The organism is Natronomonas aquatica, assembly GCF_024449025.1.
Lineage (GTDB): Archaea > Halobacteriota > Halobacteria > Halobacteriales > Haloarculaceae > Natronomonas > Natronomonas aquatica.
Genome location: NZ_JAHLKM010000001.1, coordinates 132,789 through 156,196, shown reverse-complemented (window position 1 = coordinate 156,196; position 23,408 = coordinate 132,789). Strand labels below are relative to the sequence as shown.

Below are 23,408 nucleotides of genomic sequence, written 5' to 3'. Positions count from 1 at the left end.
CGGGTCGGCTACTCGATCGGCCGGCCCCCTTCGGTCGGCGGCGCGATGTGGTCGATAAACGCCTCGATGTCCGGCTCTTCGACCGTCACCCGGACGTGTAGATCGCCGAGTTCGCTCCCGTCGCCGACCGCGAAGTTGACTCTCCCCTCGAAGGCCGCCTGTTTCTTGAGATCGAAGCTGAACGTCTCGCCCTCGCGGTTCGAAAAGAAGGCCCCGCGGGCGGCCTCGAGGATCGCCTGCTCGTGGAGCCGCTCGGAGAAGTGCTCCATCGAGTGCGTTCTCGCCAGCAGTTCGCCCGGGTGTGACTCGGTTTCGGCCTCCGGAAAGAGGTTCCCGATCGCGTCGGCGACCCGATCGGTCACTTCGGTCGGCTTGACGGGCGCGGTGATCTCGACGTCGACGCTGTAGATCATCCCAGGACCTCCCTGACGCGCTCGCGGAACCGTTCCAGCGAGTCGGTGTTCTCGATCGTCACGTCGGCCCGACCCAACGCCTCACCGAGGCCGAACCCCAACTCGCGTTCGTCGCGGGCGGCCAGGCCCTCGCCGTCCTCCGTGTCGTCGCGGCCCCGCTCGGTGATCCGCTCTTTGCGCACCTCGAAGGGCGCCTCGATACCCACGAGGTCGAAATCCTCCCCGAAGTGCTCCTCGAAGATGTCGACCTCCGTATCCGAACGGATCCCGTCGACGACGACGGTATCGTGTTCCTCCAGTGCCGCCTCGATGTGGGGAAGCGACGCCTCGGCGATCGCCGTCGGGCCGTTCTCCTCGCGGAGCGTAGAGGCGACCTCGCCGTGGTGCCCGGCGGGATCGAGCCCGCGCTCGCGACACTCGGCGCGGATCACGTCCCCCATCGTCACGACGGGCACCCCCTGTCGCTCGGCGACAGCCGCGAACTCGCCTTTCCCGCTGCCCGCCAGTCCGACAGTTCCGATGACTCGCATTCGCATTCCGGTAGGACGAGCGTGCGTTTGAAGCCTTTGTTGTGCGGTTCGGTCCTGTCGGGCCAACCCGTATCGCTTTTGAACGCCCCGCGAGTATCGGGACTTGAGGGCACGTAGCTCAGCTCGGACAGAGCGTCGGACTTCTAACCGCGCCGGTGTTCCGGTGTGGGGAGACATCCGATGGCCGTGGGTTCGAATCCCACCGTGCCCGTTATCTGCGGGCGAAGTGAGCAGTAACGGCACCGGATTCGAACCCTGGAAGTCGCAGCGGCCGAGCGAAGCGAGGCCGACCGTCTTCCTCCGGTGAGACTCCCACCTAATTCAGCGAGGGAGTCCCGCCAACCGACGCTGACGAAACGTTAAGGGACCGCTATCCGCTATCGACACTCGATGGAAACCACCCACCGCGTCGTGACGGGGGATTCGCGGTCGCTCTCGGAACTCGAGGACGACTCCGTCGAGTTGGTCGTCACCTCGCCGCCGTATCCGATGATCGAGATGTGGGACGAGCTCTTTTCGGATCTCGATCCCGCGATCGGCGAGTCCCTCGAGGCGGGCGAGGGGCGGGCCGCCTTCGATCGGATGCACGAGGAACTCGGGACGGTCTGGGCGGAAGTCAGCCGCGTGCTCGTCGACGGCGGGATCGCGTGTATCAACGTCGGCGATGCGACCCGGACGGTCGACGGCAGTTTCCGCGTCTTCCAGAACCACTCCCGGACCGTCGACGCCTTCGAGGGACTGGGGTTCGAGCCCCTGCCGGAGATCCTGTGGCGAAAGCCCGTCAATTCGGGGGCGAAGTTCATGGGGTCGGGAATGCTCCCGCCGAACGCCTACGCGACGCTGGAACACGAGTACCTCCTCGTCTTCCGCAACGGCAAACAGAGCCGGCGCTTCGAGCCGAACGCCGAGCGCCGCTACGAGTCGGCGTACTTCTGGGAGGAGCGGAACCGATGGTTCTCCGACCTCTGGACGGACGTAAGGGGCGAGATACAGACGCTCGGGGACGGCGAACTGCGGGACCGATCCGCGGCCTACCCCTTCGAGATCCCCTACCGGCTCATCAACATGTACTCCGTCTACGGCGATACGGTCCTCGATCCGTTCTGGGGGACGGGGACGACCTCGCTCGCGGCGATGGTCGCCGGCCGCAACTCCGTCGGATACGAACTCGACGAGGCGTTCCTCCGGCGGTTCGAGGAAACTGTCGACGAGGTCCCCGAATACTCCCGGCGGATCGCAAAACGGCGGCTGGAGGACCACAGCGCGTTCGTCGAAACACGGCGCTCGGCGGGTGAGACCTTCGAATACGAGGCGGACAACTACGACGTCCCTGTCACCACGAAACAGGAGACGGCGATCCGATTCTACACCGCTTCGGCGGTTCGGGAAACCGAGGGGGGATACAGCGTCTCCTATGACCCCCTCGAGGAGGCCGGTATCCGGGCTGACACGCCATAGGACGACGTGGCGGCGTCGGCCGATATCCACCCCCATCGGACGGCCGCATAGGGTTAAGTCGGTCCCCGACGGAGCCTCTCCCATGCGCTACGGTAACGACGATCACGTCTACGAACTCCTCGACGAGTGGGCCGAGTTACCCGACGTGGATTCGTTCGTCGACGTCGGTCGAGTCTGTATCGACGAAGACGACATCCTCGTGTTGAACCGGAGCGAGCGCCCGGTGCTGAAGTTCGACGCCGCGGGGCGGTTTCTGGACTCATGGGGCGAGGGGTGCTTTTCGGGTCGACCCCACGGGATGGGGATCGGCCCCGAGGGCGAGGTCTACTGTACGGACGACGGCAACCACACCGTCCGGACGTTCACCCCCGACGGGGACCACCGCCTGACGCTCGGCACGGAGAACGACCCCTCGGAGACGGGCCACCGCCACAGCGACGACGTCTTCGAGCGGATCGCCTCGATCGACCGGGCGGCCGGCCCGTTCAACGGACCGACCGGTGTGACGGTGCCCGACTCCGGGGAGATATTCGTCTCCGACGGCTACGGTAACGCCTCCGTCCACGTCTTCGGCCCCGACGGCGAACTGCGCCGATCGTGGGGCGCCCCGGGCGCCGGCCCGGGCGAGTTCCGGCTCCCGCATTCGATCCACCACGACGATGCGGGCCGGATCTGGGTGACCGACCGGGAGAACTCCCGGATCCAGCGCTTCGATCCCGACGGCCGCTTCCTCGGGGAGTGGACCGACCTGATCCGCCCGACCGACGTGGCCATCGACGGGGAAACGGTCTACGTCGCCGAACTCTGCAGACGGGTCAGCGTGTTCACGACCGACGGAGATCTCCTGGCACGGTGGGGAAACGAGGCCGACCCCGAGGATCCGCTTTTCGTCGCGCCCCACGCTGTCGCCGTCGACTCGGTTGGTGACCTCTATGTCGGCGAAACGTCGTACGCCTACACGGGCATCGACCGCGGCGTGCGAACTCTCCAGAAATTCCGGCGGGTCTGATCCGTTCCTCGGCAGGACCGATCCGGGTTCAGGGTATCAGCCGCTCGATTTCGGTCACGAGGATGTCGCTTGCTCCTGCCGCCTTCAGGTCCGGGATCACCTCGAATACCTCCCGCTCGTCGACGACGACGTGGACGGCGACCGTCTCGCCGTCGGCGACGTCCATCACCGTCGGGCCGCCCATCCCCGGGATCTCCGTTTTCAACTCTTCGAGCGAGTCCGCCGGAACGTTCATCATCAGGTACCGCTTGCCGTCGGCGTCGAGCACCGACCGCAGCGCTGTCTTGATCTGTGTCAGTTTGGGGTCGTCGGCGAGTTCCGGATCGGCGAAGAGCCGGACCGACGACTCGAGCACCTCGTCGACGACCGAAAGGCGGTTCATCCGGAGCGTCGTCCCTGTCGAGGTGATGTCGACGATCGCGTCGGCGATGTCGACGTGTGGCGTCAGTTCCGTCGCACCCGAGACTTCGACGATATCGGGCGTGACGCCGACGGTCTCGAAGTACTCGTGGGTAATCGTCGGGAACTCCGTGGCGACGGTGCCATCGGAGAGTTCCTCCGGCGATCCCACGCCGCCGTCCTCGGGCGAGGCGAGGACGAGCCGGCAGGCCCCGAACTCGAGATCGAGGAGATCGACGAGGTCGGACTCGGACTCTCTGACCTGATCGAGGCCGGTGATACCGAGCGCCGCCGCCCCGTCGGAGACGTACTCGGGGATGTCCGCCGCCCGGGCAAAGAGGATCGAGACCTCCGGGTCGACGGTGTCGGCATAGAGCTTCCGCTCGGCCTCGCCCTGTACGTGGAGCCCGGCGCGTTCGAGGAGTTCCAGCGCCGGGTCGTGGAGACGCCCCTTGTTGGGTACGGCGATTCGCATACCCGGAGTTGGGGCGGGCGGGTCTTTTCGTTGTCGGGTCCATGCCGTCCCGGCGGGGCTTTCCGCTCGGGACTCCGGTTCGGCACTCGAATCCACCACAACCGTATTCAAAACGGCCTGCCTATCCGCCGTATCCGGACGGGACCCACCGGCAAGCCGGAACGAGAATGAACATCGAAAACGCCGATCGCCGGGATGCGAACCGCATCCTCTCGGCGGCGCTCGACGATCCGGGGACGCTCCCGGATCGCGACCTCGATCGAACGCTCGAACTCCTCGAGAGCGACGCGAAACGTGTCCGGATCGGCGCGGCGTGGGTGTTTGGTATTGTCGCGACCGACACGCCCGGCCGGGCGCTCTCGTACGTCTCAAAAATAGTAGACCGACTCGACGACACGGAGATCGGGTCCGAGGTGACGCGGGCGCTCGCCTACATCGCGGATGCGGACCCGGAGAGGATCGAGCGCGAACTCCGATCGATGGACGAAGAGACGGCACGGCGGTGCCGGGCGGCCCTCTGGGGTGAACTCGCCGAGCGAACGGTCGTGCGGACACCGACGGACGACGAGAAGGCTGACGGGGACGCGATGGGCCGACCCGAGAGCGACGAGTGGGGATGGATCGGCGGCGGCAGGCGGACCGAGGTCTACGATACCGGCTCCGAGCCGGATCGACGACGGCCGCCGACCGAACGGCCGGTCGCCCCTTCGACGGTCGACTACGACTACGATCAGTATACGCCCGTCGGGACGATCTATCGCGATGAAGCCGTAGAGAGTTTCAAAGTCAGCTACCGGACACCCGACGGCGGTACTGCACCAGGTATTTTCAAACGGTTCAGACCGCCCGAGGAAGGCGACTTCGAATCGACGTTCGATCGGCGGATCCGGATGTGGCAATCGATCGACGACCACGAGTCGATCCTCCCGGTCGTCGACTGGGGGACCGATCCCGTGCCGTGGGTCGTGACGGCCTACGAGGACGTCAACGGTGTCGCGACACTCGGCCGGAACGGACGGCCCGATGCCGCGGTCTGGACGCTCTCGAACGTCGCGGAATCGCTCTGTTTCGCGCACCGACGCGGCGTGATCCACGGCGGCCTGACACCCGGATCGATCGTCCGGAGTTCGATCTTCACCGAGCCCAACGCGTGGCGTCTTCCCCGCGTGACCGACTGGGGATACGTGAGCCTGCTCCGGAAGACCGCGCCGCTCGAGTCGGTGTCGGCGCGCTATCTCGCCCCGGAACACGTCGATCACGGATCCCCCGGCGTCGTCGACGGCGTTACGGACGTCTACGGGTTCGGGATCGTCGCCTACGAGGCACTGGTCGGAGAGCCGCCGTTCGGACCCGACTCGGACTCCGAGGACGGACTCTCGATTCCGGCCGCCATCGACCGGCGGTTCCCCGAGATCGAGAGCTTCCTCCGCCGCTGTCTCGCCGACCGAAAGCCGGAACGCTTCCAGACCGTCGAGGAAATGATGACGGCGTTCAGATCCGCGACGGAGGACGCCGATGGCTGAGCCGACGGTCGTCGGGTCGGGCGTTCTCGCGCGGTTTCTCGCCTTCGTCGTCCTCTTTGTTGCCTGCGGTGTCACCACGGTCTACGCCGCGTTGAACGACCGACGCGGCACGCTCTCGGTCGAGATCTGGCGATACGTCGTCGTCGCGATGGGGATCGGGATGGTCTATGCCGTCTTCGGCGGGTACGAACTGCTCGGGTCGACCCTCCTTTCGGACGCCGCGCTCACGGGACTCCGGCAGGTCTCTCAGCTGTTTTTCATCATCCTGCTCTCGCTTTCGATGCGGGAGCTCTACTACCGGCTCCCCTACCGGGACGCCGATTCGAACGCAACGCTGCTCTCCCACGGTCGGGCGCGGCTACTCGAAGCCGCGTTTATGGGGATCGTCTTCGTCGAGTTCGTGGTGGTCATCTCGATCGGGCTGACAGTCGCCGTCCAGGCTATCCAGGCCGTCGCGAGCGTCGCCTTCGCGGCCTACGGGATCTCGTTTGCCGCCGGAACGCGGGCCGAGGCGATGGCCGGCGGCACCGTCGTCGACAGCCTGCTCGTTCGGTTTATCGCCGTGTTGACGTGTCTCGGCGCGGCGGGCGCGCTCGACGGCGGGGCGCTCGTCGGGCTGCCGCCGACGCTCGTGGCCGGCGCGGTCACCGTTTTTCTCGTCATGTCGGCGGCGTTTCTGATTACGCTCGCGCTCCGGCTCAGGGCTAACGTCGAGGCGGCGGTGTAATCACCATTCCTTGCAGTCGGCACAGACGAGCCGCCCGTCGTCTTGCCAGCGACGCTCGACCGTCGTCCCGCACCCCGCACAGGTGGCCCCCACGGACGTCCACGCGTAGGTCGCCGTCGCAGACTCGGGGGATCGCTCGGCCGTCGTCTCTTCCCCGCTCGGATCGTTCGCCCCGTCGGCTCCGTCTTCGCGGTGGCTCGACCCGCTTTCGGTGTCCGTTGTCGCTTCACTGTCTCCGTCGTCCTCGCCCGTTGTCGGCGCATCTCCTTCGTCGCCCGACCCGCCGAGAAAGTCATCGAGCGAGGTCTCGCGCATACTGCCGTCTACTGTGTGCGGCTACTTCAACCGTTCCGTCGTGCGAGACGGATACACACAAGTAGGTGCGCCCGCCAACACTCGGTATGGTTGATATTCAGACGGGATTACGGGAGAACACCGTCGGTGCAATCGAACAGTTCCTCGAGATCGCCAGCGTCGATCCGCTCGTGGCGGCCATGCTGCTCAGCGGCGCGATCCTCGTCGGCTTCTCGGCCGGCGTCTTCGGGATCGTCACGCTCGGGGCGATCGTCACGGCGATCAGGCGCGGTCTCGCCGGCTCGGAAGAACCGAACCAGCCAGTCTGACCGCCGCATCGAGATCCGGCCCCAGCGGCGAGCCGACGACGAAGCTGTCGGCGTACTCCAGTACCGCGTCGATCCGGCTTTCGATCGTCGCCGGTTCGCCGGCGATACAGAAGGCGTCGATCATCTCCTCGGTGACCGCCCCGAAGGCGGCCTCGAAGTCGCCCGCGGAGATGTGATCGCCGATCGTCCCTGCCAGCTCCCCGTCGATCCCGTGGCGATCCAACACCGGCGGGGCCGCCCCGGCGGCGATGAACGCGACCGGCGGGCGGGCTGCCTCGCGGGCTGCCTCGCCGTCGGTCGCGACCGAGACCGAGGCGTAGGCGGCGAAGTCGAACGCCCCGCGTTCCTCGGGGCGTTCCTGGAGTCCGGCCTCGACCTGTTCGGCCGCCCACGCGAAGTCCTTCGGATGTGAGCCGTTCAATAGCACGCCGTCGGCGTGTTTGGCGGCCATCCGGATCATGTGTGGCCCCTGTGCGCCGACGTAGATCGGGATCCGTTCGCTCGGGGGCTCGAAGTTCAGCCCCGCGTCGGTCGCCCGGAAGGTGCCGTCGTGATCGACCCGCTGGCCGGCGAAGAGATCTTCGGCGACTTTGAACGACTCGAGTACCCGCCGGAGCGGCCGGTCGTGTTCGACGCCGAGGTTCTCCAGCGTGGATGGATCGCCGGCGCCGATCCCGAAGACCGCCCGCCCCCCCGACGCCTCGTCGAGGGAGGCGACCCGGGAGGCGAGCGTCACCGGATGGGTCTCGTAGGGGTTGGCCACGCCCGGTCCGAGCCGGACGTCGTCGGTCCGCCCGGCGACTCGATCCAGCGCGATGAAGGGGTCGCGGTTGTTGTAATGCGAGGAGCTAAACACCGTATCGAAGCCGTTGGCTTCGGCGGCCGCACCGAGTTCGCCGATGCGGTCGACCGGATGTTCGGGGGTGAGTTCGATCCCGATCATGCTCCGAACTCCCACTCGCGGAGCGCCTCGCGAACGATGTCGTCCTTCTCGCGTCGGAACAGGTCGTCGCTTCCGGCGTGGTCGCCGAACTCGAAACCGCGGACGACGGCCGCGGGCGTGCCGTCGCCGCCCTCGCCCGTAAGGAGGTTCGCCGCCGCGGCGAGTTCGTCGACGACCGCCTGGACAGTGACGTCGAGTTCCCGGCCGTCCCGATCCGTCTCGCCGCGCCAATCGCGGGCCGCCGGCAGCCCCGCCCAGCCGACCGCGACACCGCGTTGGCCGTACCGGAACGGCCGCCCGGAGGTGTCGGTCACCACGACCGGCACGCCGAGGGCCGCCGCGAGACGGTCGGCCGAGGCGGACGGGTCCTCCGGCAACAGGAGTAACTCGGCGCCGGGCACGTTCGAGCGGTCGATCCCGGCGTTGACCGTCACGTGGCCGAACCGCGTCACCGCGAGGAGAAACGGGACTTCGGTGAGCAGTTCCTCGCTCTCCTCGAGGACCGCCTGCGCGAAGCGGGGGTCCTTCGGTTCGCCGGTCACCGCTTCGAGGCGGCCGGCGATCGATTCCGCCCGCTCTGAGGCCGGGAACGCCGAGAGATCGGCCTTCCGGTCCTCGGCCTTCGAGACGACGGTGCTCGCGAGACAGAGCACGTCGCCGTCCTCGAACTCGGCCCGGGCGTCGACGAGATCGGCCAGATCGTCGCCGCCCCGGATCTCCGGCAATCCCTCGATAGCGAAGGTCTCCATACCGCAATAGAGGGGGAGGACGAACAAAAAGGAACCCGGTACCGGAGACACCTCCGAGCTGCCGGCCTTCCCGACCCGGAATATAAACCCCCGCGAGCCGAGCCTCCGCTATGAACGGCGAGATCGCCGTCGGGTTCTTCCGACACGGGACGGAGGTTCCCATCGTCCGTCACGAGGACGCGCCGCCGGTACGGTGGGATGCCGTTTCGGTCCGATCCACTGCCGACGGACGCGATCGGCGGCGGCCGGTCTCGGCGCTTGATGATACCGACGCCGCCACGCTCGTCCGGAGCGCCGATCCGATCGACGTCGGGACCACCGCTGGCTCGGCCGACCGGACGATCCGGCCGTACCTCTTCGAGTGTGATACCCGCGAGTTGTCGCTTTTTTCGGACGGTTCGTTCGCGGCCCACGCGTGGGTACAGCCGCCAGCGCTGCTCGACCGGGAGACGGCTCCGGGGCTGTGGGAGGCGTACCTCGCGGTCGCGCCGTCGATCCCGACGGTCCGTGAGGACACCGATCACGGGGCCAGCTACGTTTCGCTTCGGGCACTCGAGACGCTCCGGGACCGGGCGGCCGCCGCGGCGGCGACCGGCGAGGGCTACGATTCGGTCGCCACGACCGCCCGCGAGTTGTGCCGTGCCCGTCCGAGCATGGGCGTCGTCCGGACCCGGATCGACCGCGTCATGGCGGAGGCCGACTCGGACCCGGGGTCGGTCCGCGATCGGGCGATGAAAGCGTGTGCGGCGGCGGTCCGTGCTGACGAGGCGGCGGCCGAACGCGCCGCTTCCCGCCTGGGCGATCGGGTGTTCACGCTGTCGCGATCGGGGACGGTTCGGTCGGCGCTGGAAGCCGCGGGCCCCGATGCGGTGTTCGTCGCGGAATCGCGCCCCGCCCGCGAGGGGGTCGGGATCGCCGAGCGACTGGCCGAGACAGAGGCCGAAACCGAAACTGAGACCGGAAACGAAACCGGAACCGACGTGACCCTCCTGGTCGACGCCGCGATCGAGGGTCTCCTCGCCGACGGAACCGTCGATACCGTCCTCGTGGGCGCCGATACCGTCCTCGAGGACGGGAGCGTGATCAACAAGGTCGGCTCCCGGACCGCGATGCGGGCCGGGACGGCGGCCGGAATCGACTGCTATGCCGTCTGCTCGCGGGACAAGATCGTTCCGGGGACGGAGTTCGACCCCGAGTTCGGGCCGGCGGCGGCAGTCTACGGGGGCGAGGCCGACCTCGCCGTCTACAATCCCACCTTCGAACGCGTGCCGCCGCCGGCCGTCTCGGGTATCGTCACCGAGGACGGCGTCTACGGGCCCGACGAGATCGGGCCGATCGCGCGGGAACACGCGTTGTACCGCCGGTGGGACGGGTGATCCCCCCACAGACGCGGTCGGTTCGCTCACGCACCCCATTCACGACATTTTTATACGGTAGTGCACATAGCCGGCGTAATGGATAGCGACGTTTCCGAGCGGTTCCTCGGCGGGATCATCGTTGCCGCACTCGGTGCCGTGCTATCCGTCGTGACGGTCTTCGATATCTACGAAGACGCCGTTCTTCAGGGCGATCCGCTCTATCTGACCCTCCTGGAGAACGTAGTCCCGATCGGGGTCGATCTCGCCTTGATCGTCGTCGGGTCGCTTCTCGTCATCGGGCGGATGCCCTACGCCGGGTTCGCCCTGCGGATCGCCGGCTGGTGTCTCTTCGGCGGCGCGGCGCTTTTCGCGATCACCGGCTGGGTCTACTACTTCCAGATCCTCCAGGGCGATCTCAAACCGCTGGTCGTCTTCAGCCACGTCGTCGCGATGGGCGCGCTCGCGGGGCTTTTGATCGGCGTCTACGACGGCAGCCGGCTCGAACGGGAGACAGAACTCAGGGTCGAGCGCGACCGGACCTCCACGCTCTTCGAGAACAGCTCCGATTGTATCGCCGCCGTCGAGTTCGTCGACGGGCGGCCGGTCGTCAGGCGGATCAACGACGCCTTCCGTCGGACGTTCGAGATCGACGACGAGGACATCGTCGGCGAAGTGATCGACGACGTCATCGTTCCGCCGGAGCGAAACGACCGGGCCGAGACGATAAGCGAGCGGGCCAGCCGGGGCCGCCACGTCGAAGAGGAGGTGCTTCGGCTGACGGCCTCGGGCGAGAAACGGGCCTTCCGGATGCAGGCTATCCCCCTCGAGACCCCGGCAGCGGCCATCGACGGCTACGCCGTATACACCGACATCACCGGACAGCACCGGTACGAATCCCGGCTGGCGGCGCTTCACGACGCGACGAGAGAGCTGATGGAGGTGGGTTCGCCAGACGGGATCACCGAACGGGCCGTCCGTTCGGTCGACGACGTGCTCGGGTTCCGGACCGCCCGAATCTTCCGTTATGAGCCCTCGACCGATCGTCTCGAACCCGCGGCCCGAACCGAACGGGCCGGCGAGATCCTCGGGGACGCGGCGCCCCTCGAGCGAGGGGAGACGGTCGTCTGGAGCGTCTTCGAGACGGGCGAACCGGAGTTCGTCCGCGACGTTCACGCCCGCTCGGACACCCGATCCGATGTCCACAGAGGCGACTCCCCGATCCGTAGCGAGCTGCTCCTCCCGATCGGCGAGTGGGGGGTGCTGGTGATCGGCTCGGAGTCGGCCGATGCCTTCGACGACTCTGATCTCTCGCTTTCGCGGACGCTGGCGGCGAACGTCGAGGCCGCGATGGACCGGGCCGACCGCAGACAGGAACTCGAGGCACAGAACGAACGCCTCGAGACCTTCGCCAGCGTCGTCAGCCACGACCTCCGGAACCCGCTCGGGGTCGCCCGTGGCTTCCTCGAGTTGGCCCGGGAGGGCGAACCGGACGCGCTCGATCGGGCCGCGGACGCGCTCGATCGGATGGATCGGCTCATCGATACGCTGCTCGCGCTCGCCCGGTCCGGCGAGTCGATCGGTGACCTCGAGGCGGTTTCGCTCGACGACGTCGCGAGGTCCGCCTGGAGTACCGTCGAGACCGACAAGGGGACCCTCGAGATCGACGTCGGGAACGGAGCCGACGCCACCGTCCGGGCCGACCCCGATCGGCTCCGACAGCTCCTGGAGAACCTGTTTCGGAACAGCGTGGAGCATGGCTCCACGGGCAGTCGGACACAGTCCGACGACAGCGTCGAACACGGTTCGACGAGCAATCGGCTGCAGGCCGATGACAGCGTCGAGCACGGCTCCACGAGCGATCGGCCGGAGGCGGAGACCGACGACGATACGGGCATCACCGTCCGAGTCACACGGTTCCCGGAGGGGTTCGCCGTCGAGGACGACGGGGCGGGGATCCCCGAACCGGAACGCGAGAAGGTGTTCGAACGCGGGTACACGACCGACGAGGAAGGGACCGGTCTCGGGTTGATGATCGTCCGCGAGATCGCCGAGGCACACGGGTGGGCCGTCTCGGTCGGCGAATCCGAACCCGGCGGTGCGCGGTTCGAGTTTAGACTTTCGGAGCCGTGATTCGACCGTCGAACCAAACCGCCTATTCGTCTCGAAGGTCTCGGTTCGCTATGGCGATCCGAGTCGCAGTCCTGGTCGTCTGTTGTCTCCTCGCCTCGGTCGGTGCTGTGTCGTTTCTGGTCGCCCCGGGAGCTTCGGACCCCGACCCCGCCGAGTTCGATCGAACCGTCGCGATGGGGTTGACACTCGAAGAACAGCGGACCCTCGGGGAACGGGTCGTACCCAGGGCACAGATCGCGTACTCGCAGTATCCCTACCTCGTCGGCTATCGCGGTATCGGGCTCGCGGCCGCCGCGGTCGACGACCCGCTCGTCAGCCAGCAGTTCGGCTACCCACAGGTCGTCTACGTCGAGACGGCCCCCCCTGACGTCTCCCTCGACGACTCCGGATTCCTCGTCGGGGAGTACACGGGCGAGTGGATCCCGGCCGCCGAGGCAGTCTTCGTGATAGACAGCGCCGCCAGGATCCCCTCGGGGCCGACGCCGGTCGCCTTCAACGAGGAGGATCGGGCGGCCGCCTTCGCGTCGACCCACGGCGGCGAGGTCGTCGGCTGGGAGGAGCGCGGCCGGTTCGAGGCGCCGCCTTCGGACGGATCGGACGCACGCGATCGGATCGACGCCCAACACGCTGCGGCGAACGAAACCGTCGATTCGGCCTTCGAACTCCTCGATCGACCGACCGGAACGGTCGTCGGCGAGGACGCGCCGACGCTTTCGGCCGCGCTCGAAAACGCCGAGGCTGGCACCGTCGTCCGGCTTCCCCCCGGTACCTACCGGGGTCCGGTCGAGATCGACCGTTCGGTGACGCTTTCCGGCGAGGACGCAGTGATCGTCGGTGACGGCAACGGGACCGTCGTCACCGTCTCGGCCGACGATGTCGCTATCTCGGGCGTCTCGATCGCCGGTGTCGGGGAATCGCTCCAGCCGGAGGACATCCCGGACGAGGATCGCTCCGACTGGGACCGTCAGACAGAGGCGGCCTACGGGTACTCCGACGCCGCGATCACCGCCGACGGCGTCGATAGACTGCTCGTCACCGGCGCCGCGATGGACACCCCGGCGTCTGGAATTATCCTCCGCGATACGCAAGGCGCCGTTGTCGACGGTGTTCGGGTCAACGGGACCGACGAGTGGCGCGATGGGTTCATGGGTGTCGTCACGATCCGCTCGCCCGCCGTGATACAGCGTTCGACGTTCGACGGCGGGCGCGACGGGGTCTACACGCACCGGTCCGACGGGATCGTGATCCGGAACAACCGGTTCGTGGACGGCCGGTTCGGCACACACTTCATGTACACCTCCGACGGACTCTTCTCGGGGAACTGTGCGAGCGAACAGGCGCTGTCGGGGATTACCATCATGACGAGTCCGGCGGGGAACGCGATCGCGGACAACGTCATCACGGACACCGAACAGGGGATCTCGACGAGCGGATCGGATTCGTACATCGGAGGAAACGTCGTCGTCGACACCGACCAGGCGATCCGGACGAGCGCACGGAACTCGCTGTACGCCGACAACACCGTGGTCGGCAACGCGGTCGGCTTCCGTGCCTCCTCGGTCTTCCCGACGAGCGTCGTCGTCCGCAACGACGTCGCCGACAACGACCGACACGTTCGGGCCACGAGCGGCCCGCTTCGGGTCTGGAGCGAGGGCGAGGAGGGCAACTACTGGGAGGGCGCGGAGGGACTCGACAGGCGGTACAGCCCGACCGATCCGGTCGACGGACGGCTCCACCGGACCGAGGCGGCCCGGACGCTCGCGGCGGCCCCGATCGTCCGTGGCCTCCGGACGCTCCGTGGATCCGTCCCCGGGATGCGCGGCGAGAGCGTCATCGACGCTGCTCCCCGCGACACGCCGGTACACCCGGACCGACTCGAGACTGCCCGACGGATCGCCGACGGCAGTGCGGATCCCGGAGAGGTGTGCGCCGCGTGACCGACGACCCGGTGCTCCGGTTCGACGGTGTCTCGAAATCTTTCGGGACTGTCCGGGCGCTGTCGGAAGTGTCGGCGGCGATCCCCTCGGGTTCGGTCGTCGCGGTGATCGGACCGAACGGTTCCGGGAAGACGACATTGATCCGGATCCTCGTCGGCGATCTCGCCGCGACGTCCGGGGCCGTCTCCTATGAGGGTCCCGACGCCGACAGACCGATCGGCTATCTCCCCCAGGATCCGACATTCCGCCCGGGCTTTACCGCCGCCGAGACCCTCTCTTTTTACTCGTCGCTCGTCGACGGTTCCGGGCCGGAACCGCTGCTCGATCGGGTCGGGCTGGGGGCGGCGGCCGACCGGAACGTCGAGGCGCTGTCGGGCGGCATGCGACAGCTTCTCGGGATCGCACAGGCGACGGTCGGCGATCCGCCGCTGGTCGTCCTCGACGAACCCGCGAGCGGACTGGACCCCAACATGAGCGCGAACGTCTTCGAAACGGCCGCGGAGATGGCCGGTGCGGGGACGACAGTGCTTCTCAGCTCCCACGACATGACGCTCGTCGAGGAGACCGCCGATTCGGTGCTCGTTCTCGCCCGCGGGACGGTCCCAGCAGCGGGGACGGTCGAGGAACTCCGCGCGGCGTTCGACGCCGACTCGCTGCGCGGCGTGTTGAACGCCGTCGTCGAAGACACCGAACAGGTCGCCGTCGTGGGGGGTGACCGATGAGCCGTCTCCGGGGCGTCGGTCCGATCGCCTGGCGGGAGATATCGACGGTCGTCCGGACGCGCGGCTACCTCCTTTTGTCGTTCGGACTCCTCGTCGTTTTCCTCGGTGTCCTCCGGGGTGGCGGCGGGATCCGAGGTGGCTACGTCCCGACGGCCGTCGATCTCCTGTTGCCGCTGGAGTTGCTCGTCCCCCTCGTCGCCGTCGCGCTCGGCTACCGCGCCTTCAGCGGCGACAACGACGACCGGTCGGTGCTGCGGACCTATCCGGTCTCCGATCGATCGCTGGCCGTCGGCGTCTTCGCCGGTCGGTTCGTCGGTCTCGCCGCGATCGTCGGCACACCGCTTGCGGTCGTCGGCCTCGCCGTCTCGAGGATCGGCGGCCCCTCCTCGTCGGTCTTTGCCACCCACCAGGGCGTCGACTCGCCGGTGCTTTTCGTCCGGTTCATCGCGCTGACGATCTGTTTCGGCGCCGCCGTGCTCGCGATGACGATGGCGGCGTCGGTCCTCGTCCGGACGGGACGGGCGACGCTTGCGGCCGCCCTGGCCGTCCTCGTGGTCGTCGTCGCTGGCGGGGATCTGCTGGCGTTGATCGGGCTCACCGCCGGCGTCATCGAGGACGACCTGCTCGGGACGGCGCTGGCCGTCAGTCCCAACGCCGCCTACCGCGGGCTGGTCCTCGAGTCGGTCGTCGGCGTCGCGACGGATCAGGGCGGCACGATCGACGTCCCGGTCGCCGTCGCCGGGCTCGCCGGCTGGACGGCGGTGAGCCTGGCCGTCATCGCCGGCCTCGGGCGCCGGACTGTGTCGAAGATTCGGAGCAGATTCCGGATCGGATTCGAACGGCTAAAAGATACGGTACCCCGCTGACGGCCTCTCCGCCCGCGAGCGTCCTCGGACTCTGCGTCTGGTGGGCGGGCTCGCTTGCCGTCGCGGCCGTCGCGATCCGCCGGTAACGAAGTATAGTCCCGTTTTCGTCGGTCGGGCTACGCACTGAGCCCGGACAACACTTCACGGGTGATGTCGTCGTGTGTGAGGATCTCGCCGCCGTGCTCGTCGGCGAAGGCGGCGGCGTCGTCGGCGTCGGTGAACCCGATGAGCGAACTCCCCATTGCGCCTTCGACGTCGCTGTTGGTGACGAAGTTGAGATCCTGGAGCTCCGCGAACGCCTCGGCGCTCAGGTGGGCGCTGATGACGGTGGTCCCGCTGTCGTCGGTGAGTTCGTAATCGACGCTCGAGTAGTCGGTTCCGTAGGCGATCTGTGGTTCGTGACCCTGCTCTTCGTTTTCGAGGAGGTAGTTGTACGTACAGCTCGAGCTACAGAACCGGGCGATACCGTTCTCGCGGTCCTCGGGGAGCGACGGCGGGGCGTCGCCACCGTAGAAGGCCTCCCCGACCGGCCCGGGGTGCATCTCGATCCGCATGTTGCAGTAATCACACGACTGTCCCTGATCGAGAGAGACGGGGTCGGGGCCCTCCCCATCGCCGCCCAGACAGCCGGCGAGCATCCCGATCCCGCCGACCGCGACCGTCGTCAGGATCGTCCGTCGAGTCCGATCGGCCGTGTCGAGAAGCTTGCTGTCCATACGTGGAATAACGGACGGCAAAAGTATATGTTGTCTGGTATGTGTATGAAAAGAGGACCCGGAACGGTCGATCCGCCGCTACTGTTCGAGAAGCGAGTCGACGAGCCGCGAGAACCGATCGACGAGCCGGTCCGGTAGAGTCGGATCGATCTCGACGAGCGTCTCCCTGAGCAGTTCCGGTCGCGTCGGTCGAACCGAGACGGTTCGCCCCTCGTATTCCTTCTCGACGAGGTCGTACTCGAGGAGGTTCGAGAGGTGCCACTCGACGGTGCTGCGGGCGACGTCCAGCTCCTCGGCGAGGGTCGATGGCGTCGTCTCCCCGCCGTCGAGCAACAGCATGACGAGCTCCCGTGTCGTTTCGCGGCGCAACAGCGCGATCGCGGCCCGCTCCCGTTCGGAGTACCCGTCCGGGAAGTAGTGGGTCCGGCCGCAGATCTCCTCGCTGTGGAGGGTTTCCGCCCGGAGGAGCCGCCGGAGGTGATACTGGGTCTGTCCGGTCGCGATGTCGAGGTTCCGGCTCACGGCGTTGAAATGCACCCCCGGGTTGGTCTCGACGTGGGACCGTACGCGGCCTCTGGTGTCTGTCATGGTGTAATCCGGTCGTATGTTTTCTATGGATCGGCTGTACGTGAACGGCTGGCGGATTCTCATTCAGTGGGATCGCCGTCGTCCCTTTCGTTACCGGTCCGGTCGTATGCGCCCCGCTTTCGGAGCGCTCCCGCCTCCTCGAGTACCGACGGCGTCCGGCAGTTCCCACTCGCGCCCGCCGCCTGTGCGACCGCACAGTTGTTGCAGTCCTCACAGACGGCCCGGGTATCGGCCGGCCCGTCCAGCAGTCTGGCCGGGAGCCGGGGCTCGGCGTAGAAGGGCCGTCCCATCCCGACGAGGTCGGCCGCGTCGCCGAGGTAGCTGTCGAGTTCCGCTCGCTCTCGGAGACCCCCCTCGAGGAAGACCGGGATATCGACCCGCGACCGGACCCGCCGGGCGAGATCCGCGTTCCACCCCGGTTCCCGGTCGTACCGGCGCGACTGGAGCCAGTTGCCGGCCGCGACCGCCGTCGCTCGCGTTCGACTCCCGAACGCCTCGCGATAGCCCTCCTTGAGTGTCGGGTCGCGCCAGGCTCGGGCCGGGAACGCCCCCCGGACGATGCTCATATCCCAGAAGACCGAACAGCGGACCGGGACGACCCCGTCGTAGCCGATCGAGTCCAGACGGGCGGCCGTCCGGATGGCGTCCGCATCCGAGAGCCGGGGCTGGAGCGGGGCCGGGGCGGCCGCCTCCGAAGGAACTTTCGTGATCAGCGGCACGTCGCCGGCCCGATCGCGGATCTCCTCGTGGACGCGTTCGAGAAACCGGACGCCGGACCCGACCTCGGGGTCGATCCCGAACTCGTCCTCGCGGCGGTTGTAGAACGGCGAGAGAAACTGCTGGATGATCCCCATGTTCGCGCCCGCCAGATGGATCATATCGTAGCCGGCCTCGACCGCCCGGGCGGCGGCGCGACCGAAATCCGCCGCCAGCGCCTCTACCTCGTCGGTGTCCATCACCCTCGGATTCAGGTCCAGAAAGCCGACCCGATCCAGCGACCGGAGTATCCACGGCGGTCTCGAGACGACGAGCTGTTCGAGGCCGGGGTTCGATCGCCGGTAGCCGGCGTGCCAGACCTCCATACTCCGGAGTCCGCCGTACTCCAGCTGGATCGCGATCGCACTCCCGTGGGCGTGGACCGCCTCGGTCAGCTCCTCGAGCCGTTCGACGAAGCCGGAATCGGCGACGCGGGTCATCCCCGGGGCGGCACAGCCGCCGGCCTCGCGGACGATCGTCGCGCCCTGATGGATCAGTCCGGCTCCCGATGCCGCGGCGGGTTCGAGCTCGTCGATCAGCGTCTCGACCGCCTCCGGCCCGTTACCCGCACACTCCAAAAGCGGCGCGCGGTACAGCCGGTTCCGGATCGGTCGGCCGCCGACGGTGACGGACGATTCCAGCTGCGGTCCGAGCATAGACAGGATTACGGACGCGTTCGGCTTCATCGTTCCGCCCGCGGTTTAATATTGTGCTATGTGTGCAAACACTTATGAGGAAACGACCACTACCACAGGTATCATGGCCGACGCAATGAGCGAATACCTCAAGCAGGATATGCAGTGTGAGAGCTTGCTCGAGTGTGTTCATGGACTGAAGGAACTCGACATGGAGATCTTCCAGGTATTGACCGAACGGTCCGAACCGCTGACCGTCGACGAGGTCGCCGAGGCGGTCGACCGCGAACGCTCGACGGCCTACCGGTCGATACAGCGGCTCGTACAGAGCGGATTCGTTCAAAAAGAGCAGGTCAACTACGAGCAGGGCGGCTACTACCACGTCTTCCGCCCCACCGACGCCGACGAGGTCGCCGACGACATGCAGCGGATGCTCAACGACTGGTACGCGAAGATGGGACAGCTCATCAGCGAGTTCCGCGAAAAGTACGATCAGGCGGGGGACCGTGCCGCCGTCGAGAACTGACTGCGCCCGTCCCGTCGGCCCGTCTGGAGCCCTCCGCTACAACGCGGCGTCGGGGTCGTGTTTCGCCGCCATCCGGGATACCTCGTCGGCGTACCGCGATCTCGTTTCCGGATCCGCCACGACGCCGAGGTTCGTCTCCTCGACCTCGAGGCTGACCGGGGTTCGTCTCGAAGCGCCGGTAAAGCTCGTCAGCGCACGCTCCTTCCGGAAATCCCGGTGACCGTCGGGCGTCGCGTACGTGAGGATAATGAGGTTCTGTTCGTCGTCGGAGTAGGTCCGCTCGACGAGCCACACGCGGGTCGTCTCGGGCATCTATCCCGTCTGCTGGACGATCGCTTGTTTAAGATCGTCCGCCTGCTGGACACCCACGAAGCGCTCGACGAGGTCACCGTCCGCAAAGAGCAAAAGCGCCGGGATGCCCTGAACCCCGTACTGGCCGGCGAGCCCCTGAAACCGATCGACATCGACTTTGAGGACGGCGGCGTCGGTTTCGGCCGCCAACGCCTCGATCGTCGGCTCCATCATCCGACAGGGGCCACACCAGTCGGCGTAGAAATCGACGAGGACGACCTCGTGTGTCGAAACCGCGCTCTCGAGGTCGCTTTCGTCGGTCAGCTGTATCGGTTCGGACGGGATCGGCTCGATCTCTGAACTCATCGGCCCTTTCTACGGTCCCTGTCGGTTAATAGTTTTGGGTTAATAATACAATATTAACTGTGGATACCGTTCGCGACTGTGGCTTTCGAGTCCGAAAGAGGTTCAATATAGTATTTATTCGACAAACGCCGGCCATGTATTATGTTTATATTGTACAATATTATAAAAACTGTACGGTAGCCGGTAACGGTCCGGCCGGAGCCCGCACCGAACGACTTTACAACTGACGCCGGCTACCGCCCGCATGGACACGTTTCAGGTGACCGACGGCGTCTACGGGATCGACACCGGACTGTTCGACAGTTCGTTCACCTCGGTGTATCTCTTCGACGACGCCGAGCCGACGCTCGTCGACAGCGGCGCGGCGGCGACGGTCGATGCTGTCCTCGAGGGACTGAACGCGGTCGGCGTGCCGCCCGAGGACCTCGCGAACGTCGTTCTCTCGCACGTCCACTCGGATCACTCCGGCGGCGCGGGCGATCTCCTCGAGTACGCTCCCGGAGCCGACGTCTACATCCACGAGATGACCGCACCGCACCTGTCGGACCCCTCGGAGCTGATCGAGAGCAGCCGGCAGGCGATGGGCGAACAGTTCGAGGCGATGGGCGAACAGCGCCCCGTCCCCGAGGGAAACATCGTTCCGGTCCCCGAGGCGGGCACAACGGTCGATATCGGCTCGAACACCCTCGAACTCGTCTATGCGCCCGGCCACTCGCCCGACCATTTCGCCGTCTGGAACCCCGAGCGCGGGCTGTGTTTCGCCGCCGAATGCCTCGGGGGGTATCTCGCCGAGGCCGACCGCTGGACCCCGCCCTCGACGCTGCCGAACTTCGACGTCGAGGACTCGGCGGTGGCGATCGACCGGCTCGAGGCACTCGATCCCGACCGGATCGTCTTCCCGCACTTCGGCGTCTGGTCGGGCGAGCCGGCGGCGGCCTTCGAGACCGCCCGCGAGACGCTGTATCGCTTCGACGAGCGCGTCATGGAACTGTACGACGCGACGGGCTCGATCGAGGCGACACGCCGGGCAGTCGCCGACGAACTGCTCGATATCGCCCCGCCGTACGACGGGCGGATCGAGTCGTTCTACTCGACGCTTCTCACCGACGGCTACCTGAAATACCACGGAGTCGAGGTCTGATCGATCGCGATGAACCGGTCGGGAGAAAGCGTCGGCGCTACTCCTCGACGCCGACAGAGAGGTACTTCTCGAGGAGGTCCTCGCGGTCGCGAAGCTCCTCGATGGTCCCGTCCCAGGCGTTCTCGCCGCTCTCGATGATATAGGCGCGCTCGGAGAGTTCGAGCGCGAACTCGACGTTCTGTTCGGTGATGAGGACCGTCACGTCCTCGCTGACGATGTCCTTGAGGATCTCCTCTAGGTCCTCGACGATGACCGGGGCCAGCCCCTCGGTCGGTTCGTCGAGCAACAGTAGATCGGGGCTCTGGACCAGCGCCCTCGCGACCGAGAGCATCTGCTGTTCCCCGCCGCTGAGGTTCTGGCCGTTGTTCCCCCGGAGGTCGTCCAGAATCGGGAAGATATCGTACATCTCCTCGATCGGACGGCTCTCGCCCTTACACGAGTCACGCGAAAGCATGAGGTTCTCCTGGACGGTGAGCGTCGGGAAGATGCGCCGTTCCTCGGGGACGAGCTTGATCCCCTTGTTGCTGATCGCGTCTACCGAGTCGTCGACGATGCTCTCGTCCCGGAAGTCGATCCGTCCCTCCCGGCGGGGGATCGTCCCGGTGATCGACCGAAGCGTCGTCGTCTTGCCGGCGCCGTTCCGCCCCAGGAGCGCGACGACCTCGTTTTGATCGACGTGCAAATCGAGATCGTACAGGATGTGGCTGTTCCCGTAGTAGGCGTTGACGTCCTCGAGTTCGAGCGCGCTCATGCTTCACCCCCGAGGTAGGCCTCACGAACCTGCTGGTTTTGCATCACTTCCTCCGGCGTCCCGTCGGCGATGAGTTCCCCGCCGTCCAGAACCAGGATACGATCGGAGATACCCAACACGACCCCCATGTCGTGTTCGGTGAGCACGAACGTCGTGTCGGTCTGCTCGTTGAGGTCGCGAATGAGATCGACCATCTTCTCGGTCTCGGTCGCGTTCATCCCGGCGGTCGGCTCGTCGAGCAACACGACCGAGGGGTCGGTCCCCAAAGAGAGCGCGATCTCCACTTTTCGCTTGTCGCCGTGCGAGAGGTTCGCACATTTGGTCTCCGCGACCTCCTCGAGGCCGACCATCTCGATGACTTCCCGGGCCTCCGCGGTCAACTCCTCGTCGTCCCGTGCGACCGAGCGGACGTCGAGTGTTCGGTCGTTACGGCTGATGCGGGCGATACGGACGTTGTCAGAAACGCTCAATCCCTCGAAGATGTTGTTGATCTGGAACGCCCGCGACAGCCCCTTCCGGTTGATCTCGAACGGCTCCATACCCGTGATCTCGACGAGGTCCGTCCCGTCGTGGGCCCGGAGGTGCACCGTCCCGCCGGTCGGCTTGAGCCGTCCCGAAAGGAGGTTGTAGAACGTCGTCTTGCCGGCCCCGTTCGGGCCGATGATACTCGTGACGTCGTCGCTGTCGATCGAGACGGTCACGTCGTCGACCGCCAGAAGCTTCCCGAAGCGGCGTTCGAGCCCTTCGGTTTCCAGTACCGTCGTCACGTGTTGGCACCTCCCGTGAGCCCCTCCGGCTTGAGAAGCAACACGAGGATGAGCGCGATAAAGGGGAACAGCTGTCCCGCGCCGGCCGCGAAGATGCTCCCGACCGCGATCATGATCCCGACGAGGTAGGCACCGAAGAAGGTGCCGACGAACGAGCCGAGGCCGCCGATGACGACGATGATGAACGCTTCGATGATGACGGTTTCACCGAGGGCGGGCGTCACCGACTGCAGCGGCGCGGCGAAGGCCCCGCCGATACCGGCCAGGGCGGCCCCGATGAAGAACACCATCGTATAGAGCCGGGGGACGTTGACACCGAGCAGCGATGCCATATCGCGGTCGCTTGAGGTCGCCCGGACGAGCCGACCGAAGTTCGTCGTCTTGAGCGTGAGCAGGATCCCCCCCATCACCGCAAAGGAGACGAGGATGACGAACACCCGGTAGGAGGACATCGAGTACCCGGCCACCACGATGTCGAAGCCGAAGGCGGACGGCGGGTCTATTTGCCGGGTCCCGGAGCCGAACACCATTCTGATACCGTCCTCGAGGATGAGGACGAACGCGAAGGTCAAAAGCAGCTGTTCGAGTTCCTCCTCGGCGCGTCCGTACAGCCGCCTGATGAACCCCATCTCGATGATGATACCGAGGACCCCGACGACTACCCCGGCTGCGACGACGCCGATCCAGAAGTTCCCGATGGAGCTCGAAACAGCTGACACGGTCACGTACGCGCCCATCGCGAACAGGACGCCGTGGGCGAAGTTCAACACGCCGAGCACGCCGAACACCAGGCTCAACCCGATCGACACCAGAAACAGCCAGCTTCCGATGCTGAGTCCGGTGAGGATCTGGTCGAGTACTATTCCAGCATTTACCATTATAGTACCTCTCTGTCAGTTGCGGGTTAAAATTTTCGCTGTGTTAACGGCCATCTTCTTCCGCTTTTTCGATAGCCCCCATCCAGAATGTCCGTATTGTAACCAATACTTATTTGTATAATATCCGTGAA

At 66.5% G+C, this 23,408-nt stretch carries 26 protein-coding genes and 1 tRNA gene; 13 read left to right on the top strand and 14 right to left on the bottom strand.

The features are described 5' to 3' along the window. Nucleotides 1-8: 8 nt before the first annotated feature. Complete coding sequence (locus KM295_RS00900) at nucleotides 9-413, bottom strand: RNA-binding domain-containing protein (protein ID WP_256027978.1); 405 nt, start codon at nucleotides 411-413, stop codon at nucleotides 9-11. After that, on the bottom strand, nucleotides 410-943 hold the full coding sequence (locus KM295_RS00895) for an AAA family ATPase (protein WP_256027977.1): 534 nt from the start codon (nucleotides 941-943) through the stop codon (nucleotides 410-412). The genes KM295_RS00900 and KM295_RS00895 overlap by 4 nt, the downstream gene beginning before the upstream one ends. Nucleotides 944-1,050: 107 nt before the next feature. Between KM295_RS00895 and KM295_RS00890 the strand changes: the two genes are divergently transcribed. The 3 genes from KM295_RS00890 to KM295_RS00880 all read left to right on the top strand — a co-directional run bounded on the left by KM295_RS00890 (nucleotide 1,051) and on the right by KM295_RS00880 (nucleotide 3,410). Further along, nucleotides 1,051-1,154, top strand: a tRNA-Arg gene (locus tag KM295_RS00890). Nucleotides 1,155-1,333: 179 nt separating this feature from the next. Then, nucleotides 1,334-2,401 carry a DNA-methyltransferase gene (locus KM295_RS00885; RefSeq protein WP_256027976.1) on the top strand — a complete coding sequence of 356 codons (1,068 nt, stop codon included), beginning with the start codon at nucleotides 1,334-1,336 and terminating at the stop codon, nucleotides 2,399-2,401. A gap of 82 nt (nucleotides 2,402-2,483) precedes the next feature. Further along, nucleotides 2,484-3,410 carry a peptidyl-alpha-hydroxyglycine alpha-amidating lyase family protein gene (locus KM295_RS00880; protein WP_256027975.1) on the top strand — a complete coding sequence of 309 codons (927 nt, stop codon included), beginning with the start codon at nucleotides 2,484-2,486 and terminating at the stop codon, nucleotides 3,408-3,410. 28 nt (nucleotides 3,411-3,438) lie between these two features. Here KM295_RS00880 and hisG read toward each other — a convergent pair whose 3' ends face one another. Continuing rightward, nucleotides 3,439-4,284: an ATP phosphoribosyltransferase gene (hisG, locus tag KM295_RS00875; RefSeq protein ID WP_256027974.1), complete on the bottom strand. Its 846-nt coding sequence runs from the start codon at nucleotides 4,282-4,284 to the stop codon at nucleotides 3,439-3,441. Between the two features lie 167 nt (nucleotides 4,285-4,451). On the opposite strand from hisG, the gene KM295_RS00870 reads away from it, so the two are divergent. Both KM295_RS00870 and KM295_RS00865 read left to right on the top strand, forming a co-directional pair. After that, nucleotides 4,452-5,807, top strand: coding sequence for a protein kinase domain-containing protein (locus tag KM295_RS00870; RefSeq protein ID WP_256027973.1), 1,356 nt, complete (start codon nucleotides 4,452-4,454; stop codon nucleotides 5,805-5,807). Then, entirely contained in the window at nucleotides 5,800-6,534 is a 735-nt protein-coding gene (locus tag KM295_RS00865; RefSeq protein WP_256027972.1) for a hypothetical protein, read from the top strand. Before KM295_RS00870 ends, KM295_RS00865 begins: the two co-directional genes overlap by 8 nt. Here KM295_RS00865 and KM295_RS00860 read toward each other — a convergent pair whose 3' ends face one another. Then, the gene (locus tag KM295_RS00860) at nucleotides 6,535-6,849 is read right to left on the bottom strand and encodes a DUF7573 domain-containing protein (protein ID WP_256027971.1); all 315 of its coding nucleotides are present in this window, start codon (nucleotides 6,847-6,849) and stop codon (nucleotides 6,535-6,537) included. Between the two features lie 86 nt (nucleotides 6,850-6,935). On the opposite strand from KM295_RS00860, the gene KM295_RS00855 reads away from it, so the two are divergent. Beyond that, complete coding sequence (locus KM295_RS00855; RefSeq protein WP_256027970.1) at nucleotides 6,936-7,157, top strand: DUF8024 family protein; 222 nt, start codon at nucleotides 6,936-6,938, stop codon at nucleotides 7,155-7,157. Here the strand turns inward: KM295_RS00855 and KM295_RS00850 are convergent. Further along, nucleotides 7,111-8,100: a 5,10-methylenetetrahydromethanopterin reductase gene (locus KM295_RS00850; protein ID WP_256027969.1), complete on the bottom strand. Its 990-nt coding sequence runs from the start codon at nucleotides 8,098-8,100 to the stop codon at nucleotides 7,111-7,113. The genes KM295_RS00855 and KM295_RS00850 overlap by 47 nt on opposite strands. After that, complete coding sequence (locus tag KM295_RS00845) at nucleotides 8,097-8,849, bottom strand: coenzyme F420-0:L-glutamate ligase (protein WP_256027968.1); 753 nt, start codon at nucleotides 8,847-8,849, stop codon at nucleotides 8,097-8,099. The genes KM295_RS00850 and KM295_RS00845 overlap by 4 nt, the downstream gene beginning before the upstream one ends. Before the next feature lie 110 nt (nucleotides 8,850-8,959). Between KM295_RS00845 and KM295_RS00840 the strand changes: the two genes are divergently transcribed. The 5 genes from KM295_RS00840 (at nucleotide 8,960) to KM295_RS00820 (ending at nucleotide 15,862) form a co-directional block, all read left to right on the top strand. Beyond that, complete coding sequence (locus KM295_RS00840; RefSeq protein ID WP_256027962.1) at nucleotides 8,960-10,225, top strand: eIF2B alpha/beta/delta subunit family protein; 1,266 nt, start codon at nucleotides 8,960-8,962, stop codon at nucleotides 10,223-10,225. A 78-nt stretch (nucleotides 10,226-10,303) separates the two neighbouring features. After that, nucleotides 10,304-12,337, top strand: coding sequence for a PAS domain-containing sensor histidine kinase (locus tag KM295_RS00835; protein WP_256027960.1), 2,034 nt, complete (start codon nucleotides 10,304-10,306; stop codon nucleotides 12,335-12,337). A gap of 50 nt (nucleotides 12,338-12,387) precedes the next feature. After that, nucleotides 12,388-14,274, top strand: coding sequence for a NosD domain-containing protein (locus KM295_RS00830; RefSeq protein ID WP_256027957.1), 1,887 nt, complete (start codon nucleotides 12,388-12,390; stop codon nucleotides 14,272-14,274). Further along, complete coding sequence (locus KM295_RS00825; RefSeq protein ID WP_256027956.1) at nucleotides 14,271-14,996, top strand: ABC transporter ATP-binding protein; 726 nt, start codon at nucleotides 14,271-14,273, stop codon at nucleotides 14,994-14,996. Before KM295_RS00830 ends, KM295_RS00825 begins: the two co-directional genes overlap by 4 nt. Continuing rightward, nucleotides 14,993-15,862: an ABC transporter permease gene (locus KM295_RS00820; protein ID WP_256027955.1), complete on the top strand. Its 870-nt coding sequence runs from the start codon at nucleotides 14,993-14,995 to the stop codon at nucleotides 15,860-15,862. Before KM295_RS00825 ends, KM295_RS00820 begins: the two co-directional genes overlap by 4 nt. 116 nt (nucleotides 15,863-15,978) lie before the next feature. On the opposite strand, the gene KM295_RS00815 is transcribed toward KM295_RS00820, so the two are convergent. The 3 genes from KM295_RS00815 to KM295_RS00805 all read right to left on the bottom strand — a co-directional run bounded on the left by KM295_RS00815 (nucleotide 15,979) and on the right by KM295_RS00805 (nucleotide 18,578). Next, a complete protein-coding gene (locus KM295_RS00815) occupies nucleotides 15,979-16,578 on the bottom strand; it encodes a nitrous oxide reductase accessory protein NosL (protein ID WP_256027954.1) in 600 nt (199 codons plus the stop codon). A 78-nt stretch (nucleotides 16,579-16,656) separates the two neighbouring features. Then, a complete protein-coding gene (locus tag KM295_RS00810; protein ID WP_256027953.1) occupies nucleotides 16,657-17,166 on the bottom strand; it encodes a winged helix-turn-helix transcriptional regulator in 510 nt (169 codons plus the stop codon). Nucleotides 17,167-17,225: 59 nt separating this feature from the next. Continuing rightward, nucleotides 17,226-18,578 (bottom strand): oxidoreductase, encoded by a 1,353-nt coding sequence (locus KM295_RS00805; RefSeq protein WP_256027952.1) that lies wholly within the window; start codon nucleotides 18,576-18,578, stop codon nucleotides 17,226-17,228. A 103-nt stretch (nucleotides 18,579-18,681) separates the two neighbouring features. Between KM295_RS00805 and KM295_RS00800 the strand changes: the two genes are divergently transcribed. Then, entirely contained in the window at nucleotides 18,682-19,083 is a 402-nt protein-coding gene (locus tag KM295_RS00800) for a helix-turn-helix domain-containing protein (protein ID WP_256027951.1), read from the top strand. 36 nt (nucleotides 19,084-19,119) lie between these two features. On the opposite strand, the gene KM295_RS00795 is transcribed toward KM295_RS00800, so the two are convergent. Continuing rightward, entirely contained in the window at nucleotides 19,120-19,395 is a 276-nt protein-coding gene (locus tag KM295_RS00795; protein WP_256027950.1) for a DUF7967 family protein, read from the bottom strand. Continuing rightward, nucleotides 19,396-19,740 (bottom strand): thioredoxin, encoded by a 345-nt coding sequence (gene trxA / locus KM295_RS00790; protein WP_256027949.1) that lies wholly within the window; start codon nucleotides 19,738-19,740, stop codon nucleotides 19,396-19,398. Nucleotides 19,741-19,984: 244 nt separating this feature from the next. Between trxA and KM295_RS00785 the strand changes: the two genes are divergently transcribed. Further along, nucleotides 19,985-20,881 carry an MBL fold metallo-hydrolase gene (locus KM295_RS00785; protein WP_256027948.1) on the top strand — a complete coding sequence of 299 codons (897 nt, stop codon included), beginning with the start codon at nucleotides 19,985-19,987 and terminating at the stop codon, nucleotides 20,879-20,881. A 37-nt stretch (nucleotides 20,882-20,918) separates the two neighbouring features. Here the strand turns inward: KM295_RS00785 and KM295_RS00780 are convergent, their stop codons facing one another. The 3 genes from KM295_RS00780 to KM295_RS00770 are packed head-to-tail and all read right to left on the bottom strand — an operon-like array spanning nucleotide 20,919 to nucleotide 23,277. Continuing rightward, a complete protein-coding gene (locus KM295_RS00780; protein WP_256027947.1) occupies nucleotides 20,919-21,632 on the bottom strand; it encodes an ABC transporter ATP-binding protein in 714 nt (237 codons plus the stop codon). Next, nucleotides 21,629-22,399, bottom strand: coding sequence for an ABC transporter ATP-binding protein (locus KM295_RS00775; protein WP_256027946.1), 771 nt, complete (start codon nucleotides 22,397-22,399; stop codon nucleotides 21,629-21,631). The genes KM295_RS00780 and KM295_RS00775 overlap by 4 nt, the downstream gene beginning before the upstream one ends. Then, on the bottom strand, nucleotides 22,396-23,277 hold the full coding sequence (locus KM295_RS00770; RefSeq protein ID WP_256027945.1) for a branched-chain amino acid ABC transporter permease: 882 nt from the start codon (nucleotides 23,275-23,277) through the stop codon (nucleotides 22,396-22,398). The genes KM295_RS00775 and KM295_RS00770 overlap by 4 nt, the downstream gene beginning before the upstream one ends. Nucleotides 23,278-23,408 lie beyond the last annotated feature (131 nt).